This window comes from Rheinheimera baltica DSM 14885 (assembly GCF_000425345.1).
Taxonomy (GTDB): Bacteria; Pseudomonadota; Gammaproteobacteria; order Enterobacterales; family Alteromonadaceae; genus Alishewanella; species Alishewanella baltica.
In genome coordinates, this window is record NZ_AUDG01000080.1 from 1 (window position 1) to 14,688 (window position 14,688).

General features: G+C 45.9%; 18 protein-coding genes. 10 read left to right on the plus strand and 8 right to left on the minus strand.

What is annotated here, in order from left to right; all coding sequences use genetic code 11:
- From H595_RS23970 to glsB, 6 genes are all read right to left on the minus strand, one after another.
- On the minus strand, window positions 1–213 hold a 213-nt coding region (locus H595_RS23970), incomplete at its 3' end, for a transposase (protein ID WP_156885966.1).
- An 88-nt stretch (window positions 214–301) separates the two neighbouring features.
- Window positions 302–1,417, minus strand: a complete 1,116-nt coding sequence (locus H595_RS0118200) for an ABC transporter permease (protein WP_027672468.1) — start codon at window positions 1,415–1,417, stop codon at window positions 302–304.
- A complete protein-coding gene (locus H595_RS0118205; RefSeq protein ID WP_027672469.1) occupies window positions 1,395–2,327 on the minus strand; it encodes an ABC transporter ATP-binding protein in 933 nt (310 codons plus the stop codon). Before H595_RS0118205 ends, H595_RS0118200 begins: the two co-directional genes overlap by 23 nt.
- On the minus strand, window positions 2,324–3,262 hold the full coding sequence (locus H595_RS0118210) for an HlyD family secretion protein (protein ID WP_027672470.1): 939 nt from the start codon (window positions 3,260–3,262) through the stop codon (window positions 2,324–2,326). Before H595_RS0118210 ends, H595_RS0118205 begins: the two co-directional genes overlap by 4 nt.
- Window positions 3,255–3,902 (minus strand): TetR/AcrR family transcriptional regulator, encoded by a 648-nt coding sequence (locus H595_RS0118215; RefSeq protein ID WP_027672471.1) that lies wholly within the window; start codon window positions 3,900–3,902, stop codon window positions 3,255–3,257. The genes H595_RS0118210 and H595_RS0118215 overlap by 8 nt, the downstream gene beginning before the upstream one ends.
- Before the next feature lie 119 nt (window positions 3,903–4,021).
- Window positions 4,022–4,948 carry a glutaminase B gene (gene glsB, locus H595_RS0118220; RefSeq protein WP_027672472.1) on the minus strand — a complete coding sequence of 309 codons (927 nt, stop codon included), beginning with the start codon at window positions 4,946–4,948 and terminating at the stop codon, window positions 4,022–4,024.
- Between the two features lie 269 nt (window positions 4,949–5,217).
- Here glsB and H595_RS22830 point away from each other — a divergent pair, with 269 nt between their 5' ends.
- The 4 genes from H595_RS22830 (at window position 5,218) to H595_RS0118240 (ending at window position 7,131) form a co-directional block, all read left to right on the plus strand.
- Window positions 5,218–5,703, plus strand: coding sequence for an RDD family protein (locus H595_RS22830; protein WP_037055295.1), 486 nt, complete (start codon window positions 5,218–5,220; stop codon window positions 5,701–5,703).
- An 87-nt stretch (window positions 5,704–5,790) separates the two neighbouring features.
- On the plus strand, window positions 5,791–6,162 hold the full coding sequence (locus H595_RS0118230; protein ID WP_027672473.1) for a VOC family protein: 372 nt from the start codon (window positions 5,791–5,793) through the stop codon (window positions 6,160–6,162).
- Between the two features lie 10 nt (window positions 6,163–6,172).
- Complete coding sequence (locus H595_RS0118235) at window positions 6,173–6,883, plus strand: cupin domain-containing protein (RefSeq protein ID WP_027672474.1); 711 nt, start codon at window positions 6,173–6,175, stop codon at window positions 6,881–6,883.
- Entirely contained in the window at window positions 6,880–7,131 is a 252-nt protein-coding gene (locus H595_RS0118240) for a TIGR03643 family protein (RefSeq protein WP_027672475.1), read from the plus strand. The genes H595_RS0118235 and H595_RS0118240 overlap by 4 nt, the downstream gene beginning before the upstream one ends.
- A 26-nt stretch (window positions 7,132–7,157) precedes the next feature.
- Here H595_RS0118240 and H595_RS23605 read toward each other — a convergent pair whose 3' ends face one another.
- The gene (locus H595_RS23605; RefSeq protein WP_051219980.1) at window positions 7,158–8,324 is read right to left on the minus strand and encodes a nuclease-related domain-containing protein; all 1,167 of its coding nucleotides are present in this window, start codon (window positions 8,322–8,324) and stop codon (window positions 7,158–7,160) included.
- 360 nt (window positions 8,325–8,684) lie between these two features.
- On the opposite strand from H595_RS23605, the gene H595_RS0118255 reads away from it, so the two are divergent.
- Both H595_RS0118255 and H595_RS0118260 read left to right on the plus strand, forming a co-directional pair.
- Window positions 8,685–8,906 (plus strand): hypothetical protein, encoded by a 222-nt coding sequence (locus tag H595_RS0118255; RefSeq protein ID WP_027672476.1) that lies wholly within the window; start codon window positions 8,685–8,687, stop codon window positions 8,904–8,906.
- Between the two features lie 216 nt (window positions 8,907–9,122).
- Entirely contained in the window at window positions 9,123–9,713 is a 591-nt protein-coding gene (locus H595_RS0118260) for a carboxymuconolactone decarboxylase family protein (RefSeq protein WP_027672477.1), read from the plus strand.
- A 25-nt stretch (window positions 9,714–9,738) separates the two neighbouring features.
- Here H595_RS0118260 and H595_RS22840 read toward each other — a convergent pair whose 3' ends face one another.
- The gene (locus H595_RS22840) at window positions 9,739–11,121 is read right to left on the minus strand and encodes an ADP-ribosylglycohydrolase family protein (RefSeq protein WP_037055298.1); all 1,383 of its coding nucleotides are present in this window, start codon (window positions 11,119–11,121) and stop codon (window positions 9,739–9,741) included.
- 272 nt (window positions 11,122–11,393) lie between these two features.
- Between H595_RS22840 and H595_RS0118270 the strand changes: the two genes are divergently transcribed.
- The 4 genes from H595_RS0118270 to tnpA form a co-directional block, all read left to right on the plus strand.
- The gene (locus H595_RS0118270; RefSeq protein WP_169338568.1) at window positions 11,394–12,119 is read left to right on the plus strand and encodes a substrate-binding periplasmic protein; all 726 of its coding nucleotides are present in this window, start codon (window positions 11,394–11,396) and stop codon (window positions 12,117–12,119) included.
- Window positions 12,120–12,296: 177 nt separating this feature from the next.
- Window positions 12,297–13,004: a PepSY domain-containing protein gene (locus H595_RS0118280; protein WP_027672479.1), complete on the plus strand. Its 708-nt coding sequence runs from the start codon at window positions 12,297–12,299 to the stop codon at window positions 13,002–13,004.
- Window positions 13,005–13,131: 127 nt separating this feature from the next.
- Complete coding sequence (locus H595_RS0118285; protein ID WP_027672480.1) at window positions 13,132–14,334, plus strand: acyltransferase family protein; 1,203 nt, start codon at window positions 13,132–13,134, stop codon at window positions 14,332–14,334.
- 98 nt (window positions 14,335–14,432) lie between these two features.
- Window positions 14,433–14,688 (plus strand): IS66 family insertion sequence element accessory protein TnpA (tnpA, locus tag H595_RS0118290; RefSeq protein ID WP_240474935.1); only part of this gene is annotated, 256 nt, incomplete at its 3' end.

Genomic DNA, 14,688 nt, shown 5'->3' on the forward strand with positions numbered 1-14,688 from the left:
GCCTTTTTTAGACCACAAGTTAAAACGCCGGTAGATGGCGCTCCAATCTCCAAAAGTTTCTGGCACATCGCGCCATGGGCAACCGACCCGCATCCGGTACAAAATGCCTTCGAAAGTATTTCTGTGTTCCGGTTTGTCATAAATGCGGCCTGTTTTAAGCATCAATCTGATTAGCTTTGACCAGCACTCGTCTGTTAACATTGTCCTTGGCATGATGGGTTGTCATGGTTAGTTTTTGGCGAAAGTAATTGTACCAGCCCATCATGCTGTCTAATAATCCATCTCGAAAGATCAACAAGCCCTAATCCAAACGCTTTTTAAACCGTAATGTGGCGAGTAATAACCCCAACAACGTAAAGCAGGTTAAATAAATCACGTCATAACTTAGCGACCACCAGTGCGCGTCACGCAATACTACCGCTCTTATCATCCGGACATAATGCGTTGCCGGTAAAATTTCCGCCAACCACTGCGCTGCCTTTGGCATAGCCGCATAAGGAAACATAAAACCAGACAGTAAAATAGAGGGGAGTAAAATAAACACAGTCATCTGCATGGCTTGCAACTGCGTGGCGGCCCGCGTGGAAATAATAAGCCCCAGCGTTAAACTTGCCAAAATAAATAGCAATGTAACTACAACCAACGACACCCAATGCGTAGGCAATGGTACGGCAAATAAAACATGTCCCAAACCAAGAATAATGCTGGTTTGAATACAGCCTACGGCAATGTATGGGATTATTTTACCCAGCATCAACTCAAGCGGTTGCATTGGCGTGGTAATTAAAAACTCCATATTACCCTGTTCCCGCTCCCGCACCACGGCTGCCGAGGTAAACAGTACCATTGTCATAGTCAGTATTATCGCAATAAGCCCGGGCACAATATTTACTGCTGAGCGTTTTTCCGGATTAAAATAACTGACGATCTCCATAACGGCCGTCGGTGCGTTGCTTCCCTGCACGCCGTTAGGCGTTAACGGTAACTGGCTCAGCGCACTTACCGCACCACTTAATATCGGATCGCTACCATCAGTTATCCATTGTGCTACCGGCTGATGCGATAACCCGCTTTGGCGTAATATCAAGCGACGCTGAAAATCGACTGGTAACACCAGCACTGCGGCCACATCTCCCTTGGTTAACGCTTGTTCTGCTTGTTGTACACTGTCGAAACGCTGTATAAACACCACAACTTGCGACGCCTCCAGGTCGTACAACAATTGCCTGCTCTGGCTGGTGTTGGCAAAATCGACCACAGCCGCTGGCACATGACGCACATCCGTGTTAATGGCATAACCAAATAACACTAATTGGATAAGCGGGATCATCACAATCATGGCGAAGGTTATACGGTCGCGCGCCAGTTGACGCAGCTCTTTAAGCATAATGGCATTAATTCTGAATAGACTTGGCATAACCCACTCCAGTACTTGCAACAAAAACATCTTCAAGATTGGGTTTAACCTGCTCTATATTAATATGCGCTACCTGTTGGTGTAGCCATGCTTTAGCGTCAGGCAAACCGGGGGTCAGCAACACACGCAGGGTATTACCAATTTGCGCAGTAGAAATAACCGGGGCTAAATCCGCCAGCTGCTTGCCTACTTGTCGTAACCCGGCGCCAGTTAGCTGAAACACAGTCGCTTTTAACTGCTCCATTAGCTGTGCCGGGCTGCCATCAGCACGCTTTTTACCCAGTTCCATAATCGCCAAACCATGGCAACGCTCTGCTTCATCCATATAATGGGTTGAGACTAAAATAGTGGTGCCACTATCGCTTAGGTCGAACAAGCGCTCCCAAAACTCTCTGCGGTTTTCCGGATCAACCGCAGACGTTGGCTCATCCAGTAATAATAACGGGGGTTCATGTAACGTGGCCGCAGCCAAAGCCAAACGCTGCTTTTGTCCACCGCTAAGTGAGCCCGCTCTAACGTGTTGTTTATCTTCCAGATGATACATGGCTAATAATTGAGACAGCCGCTCTCGACGCTGACCGCGGGACAAACCATAAATTTGCGCCACAAACTGCAGGTTTTCCAGTACGCTTAGGTTGTCGTATAACGAAAATTTTTGCGTCATATAACCAATTTTAAGCCGCAGTGCTTCAGCTTGATTTGGCAGATCATAGCCAAGGACTTTTACTTCGCCAGCACTGGGTGTTAATAAGCCCGTTAACAGCCGCATAGTGGTAGATTTACCACAACCATTGGGACCAAGAAAACCGTAAATGCTACCTCGCTTTATGGCTAAATCCAGATCATTTACCGCGCAGTAATCGTCAAAATATTTGGTCAGACCTTGAGTTTTAATAACAATATCATTCATGGCAACAACACCCGAATTGGGGTTCCAGTGTGTATACCAAGGTCTTGTGGCAGGCTTACTTCTGTCAGATACACCAGCCGGCTGCGTTCTAACTGATGCAGCGCAAAGTGTGGGGTAAATGCGGCATTTGGACTGATAAAACGAATAGTGCCATTAACTGCTGCATCGCGCCCTTCAAGCCATACCTCTACTTGCTGCCCAAGCCGCCAGTTTGCTAAAGCATTGGCGGGCAAATATAACCTTGCATACGCACTGTCATCTACTGACAAGGTTAACAGCGTCGCCCCCGCTGGCACGCGCTCCCCCCTGCGCCAAAGGATATCGTCAACAGTACCGTCCCGCTCTGCAACGACGGTAAGTTGTTGTAATTGCCACTGCACTTGCTGCAATCGCGCTTCAAGCTGTTTTACCTGTTGTAGCGCCTGCTCAATGTCAGGCTGCCTACTCCCGGCCATCACCTCTTTTAGTTGCTGCTCTGCAACATCATAACTCGCCTGTGCTACCGCTAACGCTGCGTCAGCTTGTTGCAACGCCGCGGCAGAGCTCAACTTTTGAGTAAAAAGTGCGACCTGTCGAGTTTGCGTCAGCTTAGCATCGTCTAACATCGCCGCAGCGCGTGCCAAATTAGCTTTAGCTTGTTCTTGCCGCTCTTGCCTGCTGCCTTGTTGTAACAGTGTTAACTGCGCCTTGGCTAATGCAAGTTGTGCCTCATTTTGTGCCACGATAAGCAGTTGCTCGGTGTTATCTTGTTGTAGCAATATCTGTCCGGTTTTAATGCTATCGCCTTTTTGTGCGTTGAGTACAGTAATCAGCCCTGATGTCTGGGCATTAACATGGATAAGGTCGCGTTCAACCGTACCAAACGCTGCAGCAGGCTCTTGCCATTGACACGCCATTAGCAATAAACCGGTGAATATCAGCATAAAATTACGCATTTTTTTCTCCGTGCTGCACTATTTTTGCAGGAATGAATAGTCGATCAGCCAAGCTAGCAATTGCAGCCAATTGATCTGAGGTAGCGGAAAAGTTAAGAACCTGCCGAAAAGGTGGTGGCAACAAAAAAGGAAACACGGCCAAGGCCAACGCACTAACAACCACGGCTTTGCCGTCTACATCATCTGTTGCCGGGGTAGAGTGGCTTATCTGCTTTAACAGTCGGTCAATACCAAAGCGCAGCACACCATCAAATACCTGCATAACAATGTCATACTCGACTGAATCGGGGTTATGTAAAGCGCGAAAAATCAATTTTGGCAGCTCTGGGTATGGCAGCATCATACTGTGGTATTGCTGAACCAGTGCGGCCAAATTAACCGGACCGTTTGGCGCTGGATGCTTATTAATCAAGTTAAGCATCGGCGCGACCGTCTCACGTAACACAGTTTCAAAAAGCCCCGCTTTATGGCCAAAGTAGTAGCGAATCATGGCAGGATTAACAGCAGCAGCTGTGGCGATATCGCGTGTTGTCGTGGCCGCGTAGCCATGAACACTAAAGTGGTGCCTTGCCGCATCGACTAACCGGGCCCGGCTTTGGTTTTCGGAAGCGGATAAGGGACGCCCTTGAACATTCTGCATTGCTATAACCACAGTATTAACCAGTTGATTAATAGCCTAGCGCTGTTTATCTGTTCAGGACAGCGGAATAATTATCCAATACCGCGGTATTGATTAATTCTTCCGCTACAAAAAAGTCATTAAAACAGCGATAAGCCTAGCTCGTCGGCGAGCAAACTAATCAGTTGCATAGCCACGACAGAATTACCAAAGCGGTTAAGTGGCGGGCTCCAGGCGGTTATCACGCCAAATTGTGGCACTATGGCAATAATGGCGCCGCCGACACCACTTTTTGCCGGCAAACCCACTTTAAACGCAAACTCGCCAGACTGATCATACATGCCACTGGTAGATAAAATGGCATTGACACGGTGTGCGTCACGTCGGCTACAAATTTGTTCATTATTATGCGGCTGCACACCTCTATTTGCTAAAAATAATAATGAACGCGCTAACTGTTCACAGTTAATAGCGGTAGCACACTGGTGAAAGTACTGCTCTAACACCTGCGGTACTTCGGCGTCAATATTACCAAAGCTTTTCATCAGGTAGGCCAATGCCGCATTGCGATTGCCATGTTCCAGCTCAGATAAATACACCTGCGGGTCAGCATAAATCGCCTCTTCTCCACACAGCCTTCGGATAAAGGTTAAAAAAGCGCTTTTACTGGCAGAATAGTGACTGACCAACACATCGGATACTAAAATAGCACCGGCGTTTATTACCGGATTGCGCGGAATACCCTTTTCCCATTCTAATTGCACAATAGAATTAAATGGCTGACCGGAAGGCTCCATATTAACGCGCTGCCATAGCTCGTCGCCAATACGGTTCATCGCCATAACCAGGGCGAAAATTTTCGACACACTTTGCAATGAAAATGCCTGTGTTGCGGCACCTGCGCTGTACACAGTGCCATCAAGCGTAGCTACCGCAATACCTACTTGCTCAGGCTCCACCTGCGATAACACCGGTATATAGTCTGCCACCTTACCCTCTACATATAACGGCTGACATTGCTGTAACAAGGTATCTAACAGAGCGTTAAGCTGGTGTGGCTGAGTCATCGCGTAATTGCACCCGAATAAAATGTAGTGTGGGCATTATGCCACAGCCTGACAACAACACTAAAATAGCCGCAACACGCCTGCAGCTAACCACAGATAGCGCTTTAATATAATGTCAACGTTATGTAATATCCGCAGGTTAACTGCGGTTACGACAGCGGGTTAAATGTCGGGAACTAATGAAATAGTTAACTACTCTAGCGCTTATCAGCACGATGATTATGCCTAATGGTTGTAATTGTCTGACAAACTAATATGAGACGCACACCATGAATACTGCACCTGATTCTTCTGCAACCGCGCTAAAATACGTTGGCTTTTGGGAACGTGTGGTTGCCTCTGTTATTGATAGCTTGTTATTGGTTTGCATTACCTTACCGTTAATGTTGCTTATTTACGGCTGGGCTTATATAGACCGCAGCAACTTTCAGGTTACCGGCGCCTATTATCTGGTGCAGTGGGTATTTCCTATTCTGGCCATTATTGCGTTTTGGCTGTATCGTCAGGCAACTCCAGGAAAAATGGCGCTTGCAGCACGCATCGTTGATGCTAAGACAGGCAATAACCCAACAACAAAACAATGCGTTATTCGCTATATTGGCTATTATCTGGCGGTCTTGCCGCTGGGGTTGGGTTTTTTCTGGATTGGCTGGGATGCGAAAAAGCAAGGCTGGCACGACAAGCTGGCAGGCACCGTCGTAGTAAAGCCTACTTATAACAGCAATAATCTGGCGCACTTTACGCAAAACCCCTAAAACAAATTCGTTTTCACACTGCACCATTTCGCCTTAAGCTGCGTAATGGTCAGATATCATTTATTTCTTCTATCTGGAGCGTCAAATATGATCAGTTATGTAACCTTGGGTGTGAGTGATTTAACGGCGGCTAAAGCGTTTTATGGCCAGTTATTGGGCGATCTGGGCAGCAAATCATTAATTGATATGGGCCGCATTGCCTTTTTTGGCAAAAGCATGGCACAGCCCATGCTAGCGGTATGCGTACCCTTTAACCAACAGCCAGCAAATCCGGGCAACGGTAATATGGTATCGTTTTCACCGGGTTCAAAAGCTGCGGTAGATACGCTTTATCAAAAAGCGATCAGTTTAGGTGCAACCTGCGACGGTGCGCCAGGGCAACGCATTGAGAACACGTTTTACGGCGCTTATGTTAAAGACGCCGATGGTAATAAGCTGTGCTTCTGCCATTTCGGTTAATGGCTAACCAATGCAGGTAAATAGTGATTTTAGTCAGCGTGTAGTAATACACGCTGCACAACATGAGTTTGTTGACTCACCATTACCTGGCGTAAGCCGCATGATGCTGGACCGGGCCGGAGCAGAAGTTGCTCGTGCCACCAGCATTGTCCGCTATGCACCAGGCAGTGGCTACAGTGCACACACACATGATGGTGGGGAAGAAATACTGGTATTAGATGGCGTGTTTAGTGACGAACACGGCGATTATCCAACAGGCACATATTTGCGTAACCCGCCCGGCACATCACACAAGCCGTTTTCAGCTAATGGCTGTACCTTGTTGGTTAAACTGTGGCAATTTGCCGTCAGTGACACCGAACAAAAGGTTATCAATACACAACAGCAGTCATGGCGGCCTGGGTTAGTGCCGGGCTTATCGGTATTACCCCTGCACGAACATAATGGTGTCAGTACAGCCTTGGTACGCTGGGCCCCTAACACCCACTTTAACCGCCATATTCATGTTGGGGGGGAAGAAATACTGGTACTGGAAGGTTTGTTTTGCGATGAACACGGGCAATACCCCACCGGTAGTTGGCTTCGTAACCCACGCTACAGCCAGCACACCCCCTTTACTTTAGAACAGGGCGCATTAATTTATGTCAAAGTTGGCCATATTGATGCGGGCTTACTGGGTGATAAGTTTATCAGTAACACAATTAAAGAAGGTAAAACATGAACCTGTCTGATGCGGCCAGCGTGTCACGTATTATCGAAATGGCTTGGGAAGACAGAACCCCGTTTGAGGCAATTGAACAACTGTACGGCCTTAACGAAACGGCCGTCATTACATTAATGCGGCGTGAACTTAAGCCCTCTTCTTTCCGGCTTTGGCGGGCCAGAGTGCATGGGCGAAAAACCAAGCATTTAAAATTACGCAACCCGGATGTTAGCCGCGCTTATTGCCCAACACAATATAAACGTTGATAACACAAACAAAGCCTTTACGAGCGCTAACGTTCAGCGCTCGCTTGCTTTAACACGGCACCAAAGCGGTTTAATTGCTCATCAGTAAAACAAGGTTCAGTAAATTTTTTCAGGTATATTGAAACAACATCAACATAGGTGACATGTGCGGGCATCTCAGTTTCAAATTGCGACAAGCGGCTAAAAGCCACAACCGAATGCACATGCTGCGCAGTATCGCTATTTTGTATATGCAATAGATGCTTAACCGCTTCAATATTTTTAAAGTTCTGATGTAACGGGTTCATAAACTGCTTTTTGTTACCAAAATACTGCCGGGTCCAGTTGGCTTGGGTTTCACTGCCAAAAATACGGCCCCGATTGCTTTTTACCATAATAACAAAAATGCCGTACGGGCTAAGCACCAGATGATCAACATCGGTTCGCTCGTCCTTCGCCGTAAATAATTTAAGTTTGCGAAAATGCTGATAGCGCCCTGACAGGCGCCAGCGTAATAAACGGTTTAGCTTATACTCGGCAAACACGCCTTTAAAACCAGGTAAGTTCAAACCAAACCAGGATGTTAGCAAAAATATTACCAGCAAGACGGCAACGATATTGGCAGCCACCAGCGGGATATTACTCAGTATTAGCATCATAGCGTCGTTTAATGCAGGCATATCTTTGGATACCGCCATATCATCAAGTACCGCCACGTTATTCGGTATTGCAACTGCGTCAACGCTTGTTTGATCCGTTCCCAAGGTAGTGGTTACCTCAGTAACTGGCGCTTCAGCAGCCACAAGTTCGGGCTGGGCTGCAACAGTAATAGTTTCGGACGCCGCCTGATCTGGTTTCGGCTCAGGCGAAGATGCTACAGAAACGGGCGCTAACTCTGCTTTGGTCTTAGCTGGCAAGGATTCAGTAACCGTTGTAGGGTTAACCACCTCCGTTGTGCGTTTAGCGGGAGGGGGCACTTCGGTGGTCACAGTCTCGCGCTTGTCCCTCACCGCAGGCTTTGGTGTCACGGCAGGTGTTAAGCAAGATCTTTCGTATTCACGCTTTGCGTAACGATAATTCGAATTTTGTGGCTGAGCAGCAAAACGATCTATCTGTTGTTGCAACAAAATGCAGGCGCCAGCAGAATATTGCTGTCCTGTAGCTTGGATAGAAATGAGTAGCAACAGCGATAGAGTACATTGCATTAAACGCATAATTCGTCCCTGATTATTAGCATGCTGATGCTAACCTCAAAATATGAAATATCAAAATACCTTTATTGTTCAACGTTAACAAACACCACTTCTTAACCACTTCCACACCATACTTTTTTGAATTTGTGCAAACTCGTTAAAGTTAGTTAATACCAACGCAATAACAATAGCAATTTAGATTAAAAGCGTAGTGAATATTCTGACCAATTAATAGCTAAAATCGCCAAAACCCGCACTTCCAGCCAGAATGCCAACCGATAACAAATATAAGCAATTGATTTAAATAAAAAATAATAATGGCACGGCATTTGAATAATTATTAATAAATAACAAAACATCCCAGATTAGCAGGAGCAGGATATGAACAGAAAAATTGCCATTATCTTATTAATTGTTGTAGGCATTTACTGCTTGCCAACATTACTGGCGGCATTTGCAACGGTGCTGGGGGTTGTCGCGGCAGTTGCAGGTACCATTTTAGGTGTCGGGCTATCACTTATTGCTTCTGTGTTACCCCTACTTATTGTTGCTTACCTTATTTGGTGGCTGGTTCGCGACAACCGCAATAGCCGCCAACATTAAATCTCAGACGTACATCGGCGTACTTACCTAATACTGGTTAAACTAACCGGTATTAGGTGTAGGCTAATACCGCTGAGCAAACGGTTAGTTTTCGCCCTTCATACAACACGCCCTAATAAAACTTATCAACGCTAATTGTGGCAATGCACTTTACAGTGACAGTAGTTTTCTGTTTTTATAAAAAACTTACCCTTCATTTACAAAACAGAGGACAACATGCCGTTTGTCACACCACTAACCGCCGACGCCAATCCAGAGGTTGCCGAACTGGCGCGCTTTTTCAATGAAACCCTAGGGTTTTGTCCTAACAGCGTTTTAACCATGAGCCATCGACCTGCGATAGCCAAAGCCTTTATTCAGTTAAATATGGCGGTTATGGAAAATAATGGCCGGGTAACTTCTGCATTAAAACGGCTTATTGCCTACGTTTCCAGCCATGCAACCGGTTGCCGCTACTGCCAGGCCCATACTATTCGCGCCGCAGAACGTTACAACGCCCCCGATGACCAAATCGCTAATATTTGGCAATTTAGAACCCATCCGGCCTTTAACGCTGCAGAACGTGCCGCGTTGGAATTATCAATTGCAGCGTCTCAAGTACCCAATGCCGTAGACGAAGCTATTCAGGCAGAAATGCGTCAACACTGGGACGATGGCGAAATTGTCGAGATCATGGGCGTTATTGCACTATTTGGCTATTTAAACCGCTGGAACGATTCCATGGCAACGTCGCTGGAAGAAGGGGCTATTGCCTCCGGTGAAGCCCTGCTGGCCAGCGACGGTTGGACAAGCGGCAAACACCGCTAAATGATTCGCAAAAAAACGCTAATGCTTATGGCTCAGGTATCGGCTTAACAACCGCTGGAATATGCCAGCAGCTGGCATCGGCAGGCATGCTTACGGCCAAGTGCTGGCGTAATACATCTTCAACAATCGTGCTTGCCATATGTGCCATATTGGCAAAGTTGTCTATGCCGTTATTGGCAAAACCTTTCCGCGTGCGATGGATGTTAAATTTAGTGGAGAAGCGCTGTTCAAAAGCTTGCTCTACTCCGCGCCTGCCAAGGATAAAACCATACAATCCGCCCCAGGTAGCAGCAGGGTTGTCGGAATCCCATCCCGCAAGTGTGGCTATTTTAAGTGTTTGTTGTATATCGCCTTCGCCATAAAACAAACTGATTAAGCTGGCTGCAAAATTTATTCCGGCAGCAAAACATCCATTGCAATATAACTTTTTGCCGGTTATTTCATAACCATCCTGTTGCTCCAACTGATAACGCCGATACAGCGCATCCCTGGCGGCTTCCCACGGCACACCCGCTTTATAAAGCGACAGCACAAAATCAAACATTTTTGCCGGATATTGATTTGACGGCAAGTCAGCACGAGCTTGTGAGGCAATATGCAGTATTTGAGGTTGCAACGGTTTATTGCTATCCACCGACGCAGCCAATGCATGCAATACCACATAAAAATTGGCAATGTCTGCCGCTTCAGCATATGCCGTTGTACGGATAGGTAAATAGGCCAGCCTCGACGCTACGTCTGGACGAAATGGCGCCAAAATACCAAACAATTCGGTTGTAAGCTGCGCGTCAATCATGTCGTAGTGTGGGTTATTACCCGGCATGCCAGTATACGGCGGTAAGATATTTTGCAGCATTAAATCAAACGCGTACTGATTCGACACCCAGAGATAATTTTCCGGCTTGCCGTCTAACGTTTTAAACGGCGTGTCAGTGTCGGTGTATATATGTGCTAGCCAGCCGGCTCTAATTTGCTCAGCGCTAAGTAAAGGCTGACGGCTGTCATACATCAATTTAAGATAGATATATTCAATATCACTGTCGTCATCAGACCCCCAAACGTTATCTTCCGCTGCAACAACCCAATCAATAGTGCCAGATAATTCACTTGGGATGCCCTGCCCCCAAATACTTGGTTGGTCTTTCGCTTGCCAATCATTGCGGGTGTAAAACTGCCCTGCCGGCCCGTCACCACCAATTTTATCCATTTCGGTAACCAACCCCGTCCAATTACCAATGCTTAATCCAAGCCAAAACCCTTGCACTTTGTCTACATAGTCGTCCTTTTGCATCACATACCCATTGGCGGAAAGCGGCTGACACACCGAAGCCGGTGCGGTTACCGCTGCAGCTGGCAGCGTCATTATTAACAGTAACGGTAAGAACAAGCGACAACCAGTAAATTGCATAATCACACCAATGTAAGCACTTTCATTCCATTGTTATGCAATAACCTGCAGCGGCCGTCAAGGCCGCTAGCTAACAAAAAATGACCTTAAAACCTAAATGACATCGTTAAGGCTAACACTACAGCGCCTGTCGATTGCGGGTAAATGCTGTTTTTCTTGCAAGCTTAGCGCGCGGTTCTAATAACAAAAATCATATTTTGGTGTATCTTTAAACATCGTTTGTAATGGTATTAGAGCGAGCAAGCGCCATGAATGTGCGGTTTTATTTTTACATGTCCCTCTTAAGTGCCGTGGTAGCAACATTTAACCTAAAAGCCGCACCTACTGAATATCATTTTTATACCGAACAATTTCCGCCTTACAGTTACTTGCAGCAAAATGCCATAACCGGCATTAATGTTGATCTGGTGAACGCCTTGTGCCAGCGGTTACAGTTGTCTTGCACTATTACCTTGTTACCTTGGCGTCGTGCTTTCGAGCAAGCGCAGCATCATCACTTTAGCGGTGTATTTTCTACTTCTCGTAGTGCTGACCGCGAATCACTGTTTCACTGGGTTGGCCCTATTGCCAGTGAGCCGGGCTACCTATTTCGCTTAAAAGGCCGCACTGAAATAAACCCGACCAATTTAACAGAAGCCAAAAACTATATTGTGGCCGTATCTCGCGGAGACAGACTAGAGGCTTTCTTGCAAAGTAATGGCTTTAACTATGACAGGAATTTGATGGGTTTTTCTACCCGAACCGAGCCAATACCCCTATTTTTAGCTAACAAAGTCGACTTGTTGGCCGGTTCTAAACGAGCCTTACGTAGCTGGATGCTGGAACAGAATATGCCAGCCGATACGGCAGAGCCACTTTTTAAGCTAGAGGATGTTGGCAAACACTACCTCGCGTTAAATTTACGGTTCCCCACTGATATTGCACTGGCAATGCAGGTCGAGCTGGACAATATGCGAAAAAATGGCGAGCTTGCAGCATTAGTACAATCTTACCAGTGATGATATATCTTTGACGTTTAAATGGCATAGCAGCAAATTCACGGCGCTGGGTAAAGAACGAGCTATTTATCGTTTAACCACCGGTAACTTGTGCAAGCTGCTGCGACATTTTGCCGCTTTACATTAGCAACCCATTTCTGTTGATATAGCCTTATTAACCTTATCGATTAACGTCTTATGATGAAATGGTGTCGGCGTCTGCACAACTGGCTGGGTTTAATTTTAGTCGTACAAATACTGCTATGGTTTTTAAGCGGGCTGGTTATGGCGGTGCTACCCATAGAGCAAGTCAGAGGCGAGCACTTACATACTCAACCAGTGCCCCGCTGGCAGCAGGCATTGGTAAGCCCCGCTTCGGTACTGGAACACCACAGCAGCGAAGCCAGCTTTAGCATCAGCCAACAGTTAACCCTTGATAACAACCAGCTTAGCGCTATGCCGGTGTACGTTATAGACGATGCAGGCCAGCGCTTTCGTTATAGCGCCAGCAGCGGTAAGTTGCTAAACACGCTGTCTGAGCAAGATATAACCCGGCTAGCACAAGCTCAGTACACGGGTAACGGCGCCCTGAGCTACAGCCAACTACTGCAACAACTGCCAGCAGAAGTAAAACATTTGCCAACGCCACAATGGCAGGTGCAGTTTAACGACGACAACAACAGCACCTTTTATCTCGACCCGGCCACGGGCGCAGTAAGCCGGGTAAGAACCAGCCTGTGGCGGGTGTTCGACTTTTTTTGGATGCTGCACATTATGGATTACGACGAACGCAGCAACTTTAACAACCCGCTGCTTATCAGTACAGCTGCCGCATCACTCCTGTTTACCCTTACGGGCCTATTACTGTTATGGCAGCGTTACCGGCCAAAACGGTATCTTGCGTGAGCAAGTTGCAAACATTGAATTTATCACACACAATCAGCATCAGGTAAAAGAGATGACGTTAAAAGTATTTACAATTACATCACCAAGTACATAAAACCATAAAAATACAATAAGGAATGTTGAGGTTATGGAATACCGCTACCATGGAAAAATTGCTGAAATAGAAGGGTTGAGAGGTATAGCAATATTGCTTGTTACCATTCACCATTTCTGGCCAAGCTCTGGTGATATTTACCAAACATTGTCACCTATTGCTCATCTTGGTTGGATAGGTGTAGATTTGTTTTTTGTGATAAGCGGTTTCTTGATTGGTGGCATATTAATCGATACAAAAAACAAAGAGCATTATTTTAGAAATTTTTACGTGCGAAGGGTTCTTCGAATATTCCCGCTTTATTATGCGTTTGTTATTGGTCTTTTTATCATCATTCCGGTCGCACAGTCTTTTATTCACAACGTCTCGTATTGGGATGCAGAGTTTATAAAAGAATCAGGCAACCCACTGTGGTATTTATTCTTCCTGGGTAATGTCAGAGAATCTATAACAGGCGTTGAACCCTCTTATTTCTTAGCCCCTTTATGGTCAATTTCGATAGAAGAGCAGTTTTACCTGCTGGCACCATTGCTGATTCACAAACTCACAATCAAACAGCTCAAAATCACTTTGGGGTTATTGATCTGCATATCGCCAATTTTCAGATTTTTAATGCTTGATTCCTTCCCAGACAACGAAAGAATTCAGTACTTAGCTACCATATCAAGATTTGACAACTTGAGTGCAGGTCTTGTTCTGGCCATTATTGTGAGATCAAATTACTTTATCAATAAACAACTTGTTAGTTATTTTTTAGTTACCTTAACAATTTGCCTTGCTGTAATTTTCTATGCCGGAGGGCTTGATAGATATACTTTTTTCTGTCGGGTTTTTGGCTATTCAATTCTAGCCTTGTATTTCTTTACCTTGGTTTTATGGTGCATTCAAAATAGAGATACAACAGCGTCTTTTTTATTGAGAAGCCGGTTTTTAACATATTTAGGAGGGCTATGCTATGGCATTTATTTACTCCAAAGACCGTCAGAAATACTTTTATTGAAATCACTCAGCTATATAGGCTGGGATCTTGCTCAACATCCTTCATTGTCGCTAATCTTAAAAACCGTCTTTGCAATATTAGTCAGCCAAATTGTTTGGAGTTATTTTGAAAAACCGATAAATAACTTAAAAAATAAATTTGAAACTGCCAATCATCCTGCAAATTCACCACAAGGCCGTGTTGCTATTGATGATTCGCTAAACGGGATAACACCATCTCAAAGGCAAATTGGGTAGTTACTATGGTATTCCGTAAGCGTAACCCCAACCACACATTCCAAGCTTAGCTAAGTTTTCATACCCTGTTTGGATCTACTACCAGACAGGGGTTTCACATGATCCGCAGAACAACCGAGCAGTGGCTGGCGCTGTTTGACCAGTATAAAGCCAGTGGGCTAACGCAAACCGAATTTGCAAAACAACAAGGCATTGACCCGACTTATTTCAGCTATCGTAAGCGGCAACTTCTCGCCTGGCAGCAGGATGATAATACCGGCTTTGTTGAACTGACGCCGCAAGGCATGTTGCTTAGCCAGCCAATGCTGCTGAAAAAGCGCGATGTTGAACTGCTTTTACCTTCCGGCACCGATG

Excerpts from the sequence above, each read along its gene's own strand:
- H595_RS0118235 (WP_027672474.1), top strand. The coding sequence starts at position 6,173 with ATGCAGGTAAATAGTGATTTTAGTCAGCGTGTAGTAATACACGCTGCA.
- H595_RS0118215 (WP_027672471.1), bottom strand. The coding sequence starts at position 3,902 with ATGCAGAATGTTCAAGGGCGTCCCTTATCCGCTTCCGAAAACCAAAGC.
- glsB (WP_027672472.1), bottom strand. The coding sequence starts at position 4,948 with ATGACTCAGCCACACCAGCTTAACGCTCTGTTAGATACCTTGTTACAG.
- H595_RS0118280 (WP_027672479.1), top strand. The coding sequence starts at position 12,297 with ATGATGAAATGGTGTCGGCGTCTGCACAACTGGCTGGGTTTAATTTTA.
- H595_RS0118230 (WP_027672473.1), top strand. The coding sequence starts at position 5,791 with ATGATCAGTTATGTAACCTTGGGTGTGAGTGATTTAACGGCGGCTAAA.
- H595_RS0118255 (WP_027672476.1), top strand. The coding sequence starts at position 8,685 with ATGAACAGAAAAATTGCCATTATCTTATTAATTGTTGTAGGCATTTAC.
- H595_RS0118260 (WP_027672477.1), top strand. The coding sequence starts at position 9,123 with ATGCCGTTTGTCACACCACTAACCGCCGACGCCAATCCAGAGGTTGCC.
- H595_RS0118210 (WP_027672470.1), bottom strand. The coding sequence starts at position 3,262 with ATGCGTAATTTTATGCTGATATTCACCGGTTTATTGCTAATGGCGTGT.
- H595_RS0118270 (WP_169338568.1), top strand. The coding sequence starts at position 11,394 with ATGTCCCTCTTAAGTGCCGTGGTAGCAACATTTAACCTAAAAGCCGCA.
- H595_RS0118285 (WP_027672480.1), top strand. The coding sequence starts at position 13,132 with ATGGAATACCGCTACCATGGAAAAATTGCTGAAATAGAAGGGTTGAGA.
- H595_RS22840 (WP_037055298.1), bottom strand. The coding sequence starts at position 11,121 with ATGCAATTTACTGGTTGTCGCTTGTTCTTACCGTTACTGTTAATAATG.
- H595_RS23605 (WP_051219980.1), bottom strand. The coding sequence starts at position 8,324 with ATGCGTTTAATGCAATGTACTCTATCGCTGTTGCTACTCATTTCTATC.
- H595_RS0118205 (WP_027672469.1), bottom strand. The coding sequence starts at position 2,327 with ATGAATGATATTGTTATTAAAACTCAAGGTCTGACCAAATATTTTGAC.
- H595_RS0118240 (WP_027672475.1), top strand. The coding sequence starts at position 6,880 with ATGAACCTGTCTGATGCGGCCAGCGTGTCACGTATTATCGAAATGGCT.
- H595_RS22830 (WP_037055295.1), top strand. The coding sequence starts at position 5,218 with ATGAATACTGCACCTGATTCTTCTGCAACCGCGCTAAAATACGTTGGC.
- H595_RS0118200 (WP_027672468.1), bottom strand. The coding sequence starts at position 1,417 with ATGCCAAGTCTATTCAGAATTAATGCCATTATGCTTAAAGAGCTGCGT.